The following is a 10,502-nucleotide window of genomic DNA, read 5'->3' on the forward strand; positions in this document are numbered from 1 at the left end:
CAAAAAGGAGTGACAATTATGAAAGTATTAATTAATGACAAAATTGTAGATCGAGAAGAAGCTTCGATTGACATTGAAGATCGCGGTTATCAATTTGGCGATGGTGTCTATGAAGTTGTTCGTTTATATAATGGACAATTCTTTACTTTTGACGAACATATTGATCGACTTTATGCGAGTGCAGCTAAGATTGACTTAGTCATTCCTTATCCAAAAGATATTTTGAAAAACCTTCTGAAACAGCTTGCCTCTGAAAACAATATCCATACAGGGAATGTGTATCTACAAGTAACACGCGGGATTCAAATTCCTAGAAATCACGTGATTCCGGATGACTTACCTTTGGAAGGCGTTTTAACAGCCACCGCGCGTGAAGTTCCTCGAAACGAAGCTCTTTTTGTGACCGGCGGAAAAGCGATTACGGACGAAGATGTTCGCTGGCTTCGCTGTGACATCAAAAGCATCAGCCTGCTTGGAAATATAATGTCAAAAAACAAAGCACATCGTGAAGGTGCTCTTGAAGCTATTTTACATCGCGGTGATACGATTACAGAGTGTTCTGCTTCGAATGTGTTTATCATTAAAGATGGTGTCTTGTGGACTCATAGTGCAGACAATCTAATTTTGAACGGGATCACTCGTCAGGTGATTATAAAAGCAGCTGGAAAAGGTGGCATTCCAGTACGCGAAGCTAATTTTACAGTTTCTGATTTGCTCGCAGCTGATGAAGTTTTTATTTCAAGTACAACCCTTGAAGTGACACCGATTACGACGGTGGATGATACTGTGATCGGAACTGGCCTACGTGGTCCAGTCACACAAAAAGTTCATGAGCTTTTTGAAGCAGAAATTGTAGCAGAGTGTGGCGAACTTCTTCCAGTTTAAAATAGTTTAGCTCTTTTTTTAGAGAAGGGAAAAACCTTCTCTTTTTTTGTGTCTTGGAATGAAACGATTGATGACGCTTTCATTGGAAATACTTTGTTTTAGTGCCTTGACAAGAATTTTAAGAGGTGTATAATTCATTATGCTAAAAGTTCGCATACGAATTATTCGGATGCGAATGATATGGGAGGGAAAGACTTGGATGAAAAGCTAGTTCGCGAAGTGATTTTGTCATTTCGTGAGGTTTCCAAAAAAACACATCAATTTTTGTCAGAAGAAGCAGACAAGAAAAACATCACATCAACACAACTGATGGCTTTAAGTGCATTAAAACGCGAGCCGCATTTGACGCTTGGAGAACTGGCTGAACGCTTAAAACTTTCCAAAAGTACAACGTCTGGCATTGTTGACCGTCTTGTGAAAGCGGGTTTTTTAATGCGTAGCAGAGTGGAGCTGAACCGTCGAGCACTCAATTTGGAACTGACCGAACTTGGTGAACAAAAAGCTTCTGAAACTTACGATTTATTTTTCGAGCGGCTTTCACCAATTTTAAGTATTGGGAAAGAAGAGCTGATGTCCATGCTTAACACTCACCGGAAAATCATTGAACTATTAGAAAGAGGGATCAAATAATGAATATGAAAGCACACACGGCAGCTGTGAAGCGTAATGGGATTTTGATTGTCATGTTGATGGGGGCGTTTGTTACCATCTTGAATCAGACACTCATGAATGTAGCTTTACCAAGTATTATGAAGGATTTTGGCATTACTGCCAGCCAAGGACAGTGGCTTTCAACCGGTTTCATGCTGGTAAATGGTGTCATGATCCCAACAACTGCTTTTTTAATTGAACGTTTTACAACAAGACAACTCTACTTGTTTGCGATGATCACTTTTGCAATCGGAACGTTAATCGGCGGATTTGCTCAAAACTATCCAATGCTAATTGCTGGGCGGATGATTCAAGCTGTAGGTGCGGGTGTTGTCATGCCGCTTCTTACAGTAGTGGTACTTAATTTATTCCCAATTGAACGGCGAGGACGTGCAATGGGATTAATCGGGCTTGCGATGAATTTTGCGCCTGCAATTGGTCCAACGCTATCTGGCTGGATCGTTCAGCAATTTGATTGGCGCAATTTATTCCTATTAATTGTTCCATTTGCAATTTTAGATATTATTGTTGCGATTTTCTTGCTTCGCAATGTCGGAAAACGTACTTTCCCGAAACTAGACGTTTGGGGCGTCATTTTTTCCACAATCGGATTCGGCAGCTTGCTGCTTGGATTTAGTAACGCCGGCGATCATGAATGGCTCACGATGAAAGTACTTGGCTTCATTTTGCTTGGGCTTGCTGTGTTAACGGTATTTATCATTTATGAAGGCGGCAAGAAAGCGCCGTTGCTTAATTTTAAAGTCTTTAAAAATCCTACATTTACTCTGACAACTGTGATCAGCTTTTTCGTTATGATGGGCTTGTTTGGCGGGATGTTGCTACTTCCGATTTACTTGCAAAACGTCCGCGGATTTTCGCCACTTGATTCTGGGCTTGTTCTATTGCCAGGGGCACTTATGACTGCTGTGCTCTCGCCGGTAACAGGAATGATGTTTGACCGTTTCGGCGCTAAATATTTATCGCTTATTGGGTTGATCATTATGACCGTATCCACCTTTATGTTCACTAATATGGATGAAACGACAACACTAACGTACATCGTGATTGTTCAAACGATTCGTGCGAGCGGTATGGCAATGGTGATGATGCCGCTTCAAACCGCAGCATTAAATGCATTGCCGCTTTCACTTGCTTCACACGGTTCTGCAATGTTTAACACGATGCGACAGGTAGCTGGGTCCATTGGTACCGCAGCACTGATTACAGTAATGTCAAAAAGTGCTGCTTCTTTTGGGAAGTCACTTCCAGCAAGTGAAATGATCGGAAAAACAAAAGAACAGATTGCGAATCATGTTTTAATTCACGGAATCGAAGTGGCCTTTTTAGTGGCAGCAATTTCGAGCGTAATAGCATGTATTCTCACACTGTTCTTGCGCAAGAACTCAAACGGCATGGAGCCGATTGTCAAAAAAGAAACGAACTAAACGAGTTTTCGATTGAAACGTCTTTTTCTAAAGAGGCGTTTCTTTTTTGTGTCATCAAAAAGAAATGATTGGCGGTGAGAAAGCGGATTCACTCAGTTTTCCTGTTGACAAAGTGTATAGCGAACATATGACTGCTTGACTTCGGCCGCTAGGAGAAGTAAAATCTTTTTAGCAACACTATTAAGAAAGAGAAGAAGTTTAACCTTTTGAACTTCACAAAAAGGTGTGTTGGATGATGGAAGAGTTTTTCTTTGGAACTGAATATGAGATAAGTTCTGCAGGCGGGGATACAGGACAAGCATTTATCGCGCGACATAAAGACGAAAAATTCTTTTTTAAAAACGGAATTCTTCGCCTTTTTTAGCTGCGCTTTCTGCACTGGATATCGTCCCAAAACTAATGTGGACAAGACGAGTTGAAAACGGCGATGTGATTACAGCACAAAAATGGATAAATGCACGTGTGCTAAATGCATCAGAAATGAGCCGCGATAGTAGAGTCGCAAAACTCCTCTCTAAAATCCATCATTCTGAAAAGTTGCGTCAGATGCTACTTAAAATGGGGGAAGTGCACCTTTCTGCCCATGACTTGCTACAGAAGTATCAATCCGATTTCTTGCTGAAAACGGAAACCGAAACTTTTGCTTTAAAGTACCTAGAAGAAAACCTTACGCAGGTAGGGAGTGCCATTCAAGTAGTCTGTCATGGTGACGTTAACCACAATAATTGGATGGTCTCAAGCGATGATGAACTCTTTTTAGTCGATTGGGACGGAGCGATGCTCGGGGACCCAGCAATAGATGTCGCAATGCTATTATATCAGTATGTACCGCGAGATGATTGGAACAGCTGGCTCGCTTCATATGGAGAGAGTTATTCAATTGAGCTTCACCGCAAGCTAAAGTGGTATGCATTGTTCCAAACATTGCGACGCTTGAGTGACAGCATGCTTCCAGAAGTTGAAAAGAATAAAGCAGAAATGCTTTTAAATACGATCGTAAAAGATGATGAGGTGTAAAAGAATTTATGCGAGTGAAACATAAACCATGGGCAAAAGAAAAACTAGCAAAACATCCAGATATTTTTGTTAGTGAACCGGAAAAGTGGAAAGGAAAATGGCGAGAGTTGTTCCAAAATGACCATCCTATCCATATCGAAATTGGTTCAGGAAAAGGTCAATTTGTTAGTGGCATGGCTAAACAGAATCCTGAAATCAATTATATCGGCATTGAAGTTGTCGAAAGCGTGCTTGTATCGGCGCTAGATAAAGTCATGGACGCTGGAGTTATGAATGCAAAATTGCTGTCGATTGATGGTGCACTGCTTGGCGAATATTTTGAACCGGGAGAAATCGGACGCCTCTATCTAAATTTTTCTGATCCTTGGCCTAAAAAACGGCATACTAAGCGCCGTTTGACAAATCCAAGATTCTTAAAGATTTATCAATCTTTACTTAAAAATCCAGGCGAAATCCATTTTAAAACCGATAATCGCGGCTTGTTTGAATATTCGCTTACAGCATTTTCAGAGTTTGGACTTCTGCTCACATATGTTTCGCTTGACCTGCACAACAGTAACTTCGAAAATAATGTGATGACAGAATATGAAGAAAAATTTTCGCAAAAAGGTTTTCCGATTTATCGGCTAGAAGCCCAGTTTGATAGAGAATCCTAGAAGCTGACGTTTACGCAGCTTCTTTTCCATAATTATATTATGTTAATAAAAAGGGGGACGTTAACCATGCGCTTAGGAGAAATAACCATTGATTGGCTGCGCGGAGGCGAACTTGCGCTTGATGGCGGAACAATGTTTGGGGTTGTCCCAAAGCCGGTTTGGATGAAAAAATATCCTGGAAATGAGGCAAACCAAGTTCCAATACGCACAGATCCGATGCTTGTACAAATAGGCGAAAAAAAAACTCTTGATCGATGCAGGGATCGGCAATAACAGATTAACTGAAAAAACAAAAAAAGGAACTTTGGTCTTCAAAAAGAGTCATTTGTCTTGCAAGATTTAAAAGAAAAAGGAATCAAACCAGAAGAGATTGATTATTGCTTGATGACGCACCTGCACTATGATCATGTTCTTGGGTTGACGGGGAAACGAGAAAATGGTGAGTATTTTTCAATCTTTAAAAATGCGGAAATTATTGTGTCTGAAACGGAATGGCTGGAAATGAAACAGCCAAATATTCGTTCCAAATCGACGTACTGGCCTGAAAATTGGCAAGCGATTGAAAGCCAGGTAAAAACTTTTAAGAACGAACTTGATCTGCTTCCTGGCGTGAAAATGATTCATACTGGCGGACATAGTGCTGGACATGCCGTTATTGAACTAACATCTGGCGCTGAACGAGCAGTGCATATGGCGGATATCTTTCCGACACATGCTCATCAAAACGTACTTTGGGTAACAGCCTATGATGATTATCCGCTTGATAGTATCTTTCAAAAACAAGCATTATTTGAAAAATGGCGTGATGGATCCACTTGGTTTTTATTCTATCATGATGCAAAATATCATGCTGTCAAACTTGACCAAGCAGGAGAGATCACCGATTCAATTTTAGTTTAAAAAAAGCCCGAAATGGGCTTTTTTTATTAGGTATTCTATTCTTCACTCAAGTTGACAGAATAGATCATTGATAATAAACTGTTTTTATATCCCCTGCAGGGGGATGTTTAAAATATACCGCATGGGGGTATTTTTATGAATCAAGATAAACAAAAAGCCATCGCTAATCGAATGGCTCGAATCGAAGGACACGTTCGAAAAGTAAAAGAAATGGTACAAAATGGCCGCGATCCATCAGAAATTTTGATTCAGCTTACAGCGGTTAGAAAAGCAGTTGAAGGGGCTGAAAAAGCAGTTTTTAAAGAACAATTGCTAGAGTTCTCTAAAGATGAACAAAAAACCGAAGCAGAACGTGCTATTGATGCATTTTTGCGTTAAAAAACACGATTTTCCTTACTCAGGAAAATTCGTGTTTTTTTTCTATGTGAGATAAATATCGATGACAGTTCCTGTTTTCGCGTCAGCGATAAATTCAAACTGCTTTTTTTCACCTTCGCGAATAGCGGTAATTCCGCCGTGGTACACGTAAGTGTCGATCGCATATTTTTTATAATGCTGTTTTTTTAGTTGAATCCAAGAACCTTCGATCGGCCCTTCCTTTTTAAAGGCGTCTTTTACATTTTCTAAAATAACGTCGCCTGAAATTTCGCTGTCCCCCAGCACATAATGGTAAAGTAAATGACCTGCTGCGGCACCGGCAAAAGTACCAGCCACAAAAGCTTTCCAGTCCATGATCTTTCCTCCCTAGCTTTTTTGTATGTAACAAACAATCAGATTTCGCGTGTTTAGGCTTGCGTATTTCTATACTATACTTTTTTTTGTCCAAAAGCAATTAAAGGAAGTGCCTCGTTTTGCGAAGTCTGCTATACTAAAAAAGTCAGAAAGAAAGGGTGAATGCAGTTGAACGAAGAAACATTAGCGCTTTTTAAAGAGTTGACCGAGATCCCAGGTGCCTCCGGCGATGAATTTCGCGTGAGAGAATTTGTTCGCAAACAAATTGAACCTGTTTCCGATGAAATTATTCAAGATGGCTTAGGTGGTATCTTTGGCGTGCGTCGCGGTGCAAATGGCGGGCCGCGTATCCTTGTAGCGGGTCACATGGATGAAGTTGGTTTTATGGTTACTGAAATCACTGCCAAAGGGATGATTCGCTTCCAAACGCTTGGCGGCTGGAATCCGCAAGTGCTCCAAGCACAGCGTGTAGAAGTTATGACGCCAGACCGAGCGATAGTTGGAGTAGTGGCCTCTGTTCCGCCTCATTTAATGAGCGAAGCGGAACGTTCCAAGCCGACAGAACCGAAACGACTTTTGATTGATATTGGCGCTGATTCAAAAGCGGATGCTGAAGCGATTGGAATTAAACCTGGCCAGTTCATCGTTCCTGTATCCGAATTTACGCCGCTTGCTAATCCAAAGAAAATTATGGCGAAAGCATGGGATAACCGTTACGGGGTAGGGCTTGCAATTGAGCTCTTGAAAGAAGTGGCAGGCGAACAACTGCCTAATACGCTATACAGCGGTGCCAATGTCCAAGAAGAAGTGGGACTTCGCGGTGCTGGAGTTAGTGCGCATATGATTCAGCCTGATTTATTCTTTGCGCTCGATGCGAGCCCTGCAAATGATACGACAGGAGATAAAACACAGTTTGGTCAGCTTGGGGAAGGATTCCTAATGCGGATATATGACCGTACCATGGTTATGCATCGCGGCTTACGCGAGTTTCTGCTTGATACTGCCGAAACTGGCAAAATTCCTTACCAGTACTTCGTATCCCCTGGAGGAACTGATGCCGGTAAAGTCCACACATCACTTAACGGAATCCCAAGTGCAGTCATTGGAGTGCCGTCACGTTATATTCACTCTACCAATTCAATTTTACATGTCGATGACTACGCGGCAGCAAAAGAAATGATTACAACAATTGTTCGGACGCTTGACCAAACGACATTTGAAACGATTCGCGATAATGCTTAAAAGAACAGATTTTTGGATCGCAGTTTTACTTGGCGTTTCAGCAGTACTGGCTGCGCTTTTAAAACTTTTTGGTGTTCTGGAGATTGAATCAGGTTGGATTTTAACAGCTTTGATTGCGGCAATACTAGTTTTTATTAGCGCATTATGGAATAGACGAATTAAAAAATGAGACCTCGAGGTGAGGTCTCATTTTTTAATCAAATAAGTATTCCATTACTTTTACAGCTTCATCAATCGAACCAACCGTAACATTTGCCCGTTCTGCCAACTCTTTGAGTGGGTGATGAAGTTTTTCGGGGCGAATCAAAATAACAGGTTTTCCTTTAGCAATAGCAATAGTCGCGTCGGAAGCAGTATTCCATTGTTTGAATTTTTCGCCGAAATAGGCGATCACAAGATCTGCTTTGTTTAAAAACAATTGTGTCCGCAGGTTGTTGATTTTGGAAGATTGAATATCTCGGTAAAGCAAATTTGGCTGCGTGCCAAGGACGGTTTCGCCGATGGCATCAGATTTTTCATGATTTTCCTGCGGTCCCGTAAAGGTAAATTCCGCAGATTTCATTTCTTGCAATTTTTCCTGCAATTCTTGGCGCCAATCGGAATGGATTTCGCCAGCTAAATAAATCGTGTACTTCATCTTTACCACACTCCTTTTATCCATCATACCTCATAAAATGAAAGCGTTTCAACTGATGGGTTTCGAGCGGATCTCTGGACGTGGATTCGATTCTTCGGTAGGATTTAGTGAGAAGAAAAATGAAGGAGCGTTTGCGATGAAAGAATTAAAATCTATTGAAGAATTTGAGACATTGAAAAATAAAGGTAAGACGGTTTTTATGTTTGGTGCAGACTGGTGCGGTGATTGCCGTTATATTGATCCGCTTATGCCTGAAATCGAAAGCGAAAATGATGACTTCACTTTTATCCATGTCGATCGCGATGAATTCATGGATCTGTGTGCGGATCTTGCAATTTTTGGTATACCAAGCTTTTTGGCTTACGAAGACGGGGAAGAAATCGGTCGTTTTGTAAGTAAAGATCGGAAAACGAAAGAAGAAATCAATGACTTTCTTGCGGCTCTCTAGAAAGGGGAAGAAAAAATGAAAATGACTACGCTTTTAATGAAAACCAAACTTGAACAACTTTTACAAAAACAAAACCGCTCGTTTTCATTTAACCGCGAAAAAGATCAATTAACCGTCCGAGAAAACGGCGGACAAATCACGCTGTCACTACCGCAAATTATTGCGCGTTATGAAGAAGAAGGTGAAAACGCCGTCACTAAAATCAGCTACTACGTGAACGAGGGATTGCGCGCCTCCTCGGCAAAGCCCAATTTAAGTAAATCGCTGTCAGCGGTTTTTCCAGTTATCCGTGCTAGCTCGTTTCCCAAACAAACAAAAGCAGGAGAGACGTTTTTAACCAGTGAACATACCGCTGAAACAACCATTTATTATGTCATTGATCAAGGCCAATCCTATCATTTTATTACAGAGACAATGCGTGAGCAGGCGGGCTTTACCCAAGAGCAGATTGAGCAGGCTGCCCTTAAACATGTAAATGTCCTTCCGGTTATTTTGAATGAAGATACCGTTTCTCAGAATCGTTTTTATTTTCTTCGTGCCAATGATGGCTATGATGCAAGTCGAGTCTTAAATTTGGAGTTTCTGGCTGAAATGCGAGCAAAAATTAATGGTGAGATGGTTCTTTCAATTCCCCACCAAGATGTGCTGATTATTGCAGACATTCAAAACGAGACGGGTTACGATGTAATGGCGCATATGACAATGAAGTTCTTTGCAGAAGGGCTTGTTCCGGTGACCTCTTTGCCATTTGTATATAATGATGGTAAACTAGAACCGATCTTTATTATGGCAAAAAATCAACCAAAGGAGTAGGGGCACTTGATAGTAAATGTTTTTTATAACGAAAAAGGAATCGGCGATACATTAATCGTTTCGATTCAAGATATAGCAAGAGAAGATCGTTTGTTTGAGAAAAAAGACGACGTTGTTCGTATTTACGATGAAAAAACAAATGAACTTGGCGGATTTAACATCTTTCACGCATCAAATTACTTCACACTTAACGAGGCAGGAAAAGTCGAACTTACTGATGAAAAAGTGGCCGAATTAAATCGTGTCATCAGTGAAGCGGGCTTTAGCGACCAACTTGAAGTGGACTTAACGCCGAAATTTGTTGTCGGTTACGTAGAAAGCATTGAAAAACATCCTAATGCTGACAAATTAAGTATTTGCCAAGTTGATGTTGGAACTGAAACACTCCAAATTGTCTGCGGCGCGCCGAACGTTGCTGCAGGCCAAAAAGTCGTGACCGCCAAAGTCGGAGCTGTCATGCCAAGCGGGCTTCTAATCAAGCCTTCGAATTTGCGTGGTGTAGATTCCTTCGGGATGCTGTGTGCTGCACGCGAACTCGCCATCCCAGACGCGCCGCAAGAAAAAGGTATCCTTATTTTGAATGAAGACGCTGAAGTTGGCGCTACATTTCCAGTGGCGTTCTAAAAACAAAAACATCCGGTTGGTACCGGATGTTTCAGACTGTTGAAAAACGACAATTCCAAAATGAAAAAAAAGACGGGATTGTCGTTTTTAGCTCTCAGAATGAAAAAACTCGAAGAAGAACAAGACTTCTTCCACGTCCATAAAGCTAGTTTTTTCAGGTTCATGGCAGTATAAGTAAGCGTGGCTTGCAGTGTGACTTTCGCTAATCCGCGATACGTCGCATAACGCATACCATGCTTTTCTTTTGCATCGGCAAAACATCGTTCAATCGTCTCTTTTCGCTTTTTATAGAACGCCTTGTGGCGTTCTGTATGGCGTAACTCCTCCGATCGTTCAAGGTCAGCTTCCCATAGGTGGCGAGTCAAACTCTTTTCATAGACTCGACTGTCCGTACATTCTGTGCGAAGTGCACATCCTTCACAAATGGTTGAATTGGATTTATAGAGATAGTA

General features: G+C 41.3%; 13 protein-coding genes and 2 pseudogenes. 12 read left to right on the forward strand and 3 right to left on the reverse strand.

All coding sequences use genetic code 11. From position 1 onward, the window contains the following. Positions 1 to 18 precede the first annotated feature (18 nt). The 7 genes and pseudogenes from dat (at position 19) to MFLO_RS05465 (ending at position 5,932) form a co-directional block, all read left to right on the forward strand. Positions 19 to 885, forward strand: a complete 867-nt coding sequence (gene dat / locus MFLO_RS05435; protein ID WP_036096893.1) for a D-amino-acid transaminase — start codon at positions 19 to 21, stop codon at positions 883 to 885. A 195-nt stretch (positions 886 to 1,080) separates the two neighbouring features. Beyond that, the gene (locus MFLO_RS05440) at positions 1,081 to 1,515 is read left to right on the forward strand and encodes a MarR family winged helix-turn-helix transcriptional regulator (RefSeq protein WP_036096894.1); all 435 of its coding nucleotides are present in this window, start codon (positions 1,081 to 1,083) and stop codon (positions 1,513 to 1,515) included. Next, positions 1,515 to 2,981, forward strand: coding sequence for a multidrug efflux MFS transporter MdrM (gene mdrM / locus MFLO_RS05445; protein ID WP_036096895.1), 1,467 nt, complete (start codon positions 1,515 to 1,517; stop codon positions 2,979 to 2,981). Before MFLO_RS05440 ends, mdrM begins: the two co-directional genes overlap by 1 nt. Positions 2,982 to 3,216: 235 nt before the next feature. Continuing rightward, positions 3,217 to 3,998: pseudogene (locus tag MFLO_RS05450) on the forward strand (phosphotransferase family protein). Positions 3,999 to 4,006: 8 nt separating this feature from the next. Continuing rightward, on the forward strand, positions 4,007 to 4,654 hold the full coding sequence (trmB, locus tag MFLO_RS05455) for a tRNA (guanosine(46)-N7)-methyltransferase TrmB (RefSeq protein WP_036096896.1): 648 nt from the start codon (positions 4,007 to 4,009) through the stop codon (positions 4,652 to 4,654). Positions 4,655 to 4,720: 66 nt separating this feature from the next. Beyond that, positions 4,721 to 5,554: pseudogene (locus tag MFLO_RS05460) on the forward strand (YtnP family quorum-quenching lactonase). Between the two features lie 135 nt (positions 5,555 to 5,689). Then, on the forward strand, positions 5,690 to 5,932 hold the full coding sequence (locus MFLO_RS05465; protein WP_036096897.1) for a metal-sensing transcriptional repressor: 243 nt from the start codon (positions 5,690 to 5,692) through the stop codon (positions 5,930 to 5,932). A gap of 42 nt (positions 5,933 to 5,974) precedes the next feature. Here MFLO_RS05465 and MFLO_RS05470 read toward each other — a convergent pair whose 3' ends face one another. Next, a complete protein-coding gene (locus MFLO_RS05470; RefSeq protein ID WP_036096898.1) occupies positions 5,975 to 6,286 on the reverse strand; it encodes a PepSY domain-containing protein in 312 nt (103 codons plus the stop codon). 168 nt (positions 6,287 to 6,454) lie between these two features. Here MFLO_RS05470 and MFLO_RS05475 point away from each other — a divergent pair, with 168 nt between their 5' ends. Both MFLO_RS05475 and MFLO_RS15555 read left to right on the forward strand, forming a co-directional pair. Beyond that, positions 6,455 to 7,528: a M42 family metallopeptidase gene (locus MFLO_RS05475; RefSeq protein ID WP_036096908.1), complete on the forward strand. Its 1,074-nt coding sequence runs from the start codon at positions 6,455 to 6,457 to the stop codon at positions 7,526 to 7,528. Next, positions 7,521 to 7,697: a hypothetical protein gene (locus MFLO_RS15555; protein WP_156065832.1), complete on the forward strand. Its 177-nt coding sequence runs from the start codon at positions 7,521 to 7,523 to the stop codon at positions 7,695 to 7,697. The genes MFLO_RS05475 and MFLO_RS15555 overlap by 8 nt, the downstream gene beginning before the upstream one ends. A 24-nt stretch (positions 7,698 to 7,721) precedes the next feature. Here MFLO_RS15555 and MFLO_RS05480 read toward each other — a convergent pair whose 3' ends face one another. Further along, on the reverse strand, positions 7,722 to 8,165 hold the full coding sequence (locus MFLO_RS05480; protein WP_036096899.1) for a YtoQ family protein: 444 nt from the start codon (positions 8,163 to 8,165) through the stop codon (positions 7,722 to 7,724). Between the two features lie 136 nt (positions 8,166 to 8,301). Between MFLO_RS05480 and MFLO_RS05485 the strand changes: the two genes are divergently transcribed. Genes MFLO_RS05485 through ytpR form a run of 3 tightly spaced genes read left to right on the forward strand, consistent with a single transcriptional unit; the run spans position 8,302 to position 10,050 of the window. Continuing rightward, the gene (locus MFLO_RS05485; RefSeq protein WP_036096910.1) at positions 8,302 to 8,613 is read left to right on the forward strand and encodes a thioredoxin family protein; all 312 of its coding nucleotides are present in this window, start codon (positions 8,302 to 8,304) and stop codon (positions 8,611 to 8,613) included. A 15-nt stretch (positions 8,614 to 8,628) separates the two neighbouring features. Next, the gene (locus MFLO_RS05490) at positions 8,629 to 9,426 is read left to right on the forward strand and encodes a DUF1444 family protein (protein ID WP_036096900.1); all 798 of its coding nucleotides are present in this window, start codon (positions 8,629 to 8,631) and stop codon (positions 9,424 to 9,426) included. A 6-nt stretch (positions 9,427 to 9,432) separates the two neighbouring features. Beyond that, the gene (ytpR, locus tag MFLO_RS05495) at positions 9,433 to 10,050 is read left to right on the forward strand and encodes a YtpR family tRNA-binding protein (RefSeq protein WP_036096902.1); all 618 of its coding nucleotides are present in this window, start codon (positions 9,433 to 9,435) and stop codon (positions 10,048 to 10,050) included. On the opposite strand, the gene MFLO_RS05500 is transcribed toward ytpR, so the two are convergent. Continuing rightward, positions 10,047 to 10,502: transposase (locus tag MFLO_RS05500; RefSeq protein WP_173400573.1), on the reverse strand; the 456-nt coding region annotated here is incomplete at its 5' end. The genes ytpR and MFLO_RS05500 overlap by 4 nt on opposite strands.

This window comes from Listeria floridensis FSL S10-1187, assembly GCF_000525875.1.
Lineage (GTDB): Bacteria > Bacillota > Bacilli > Lactobacillales > Listeriaceae > Listeria > Listeria floridensis.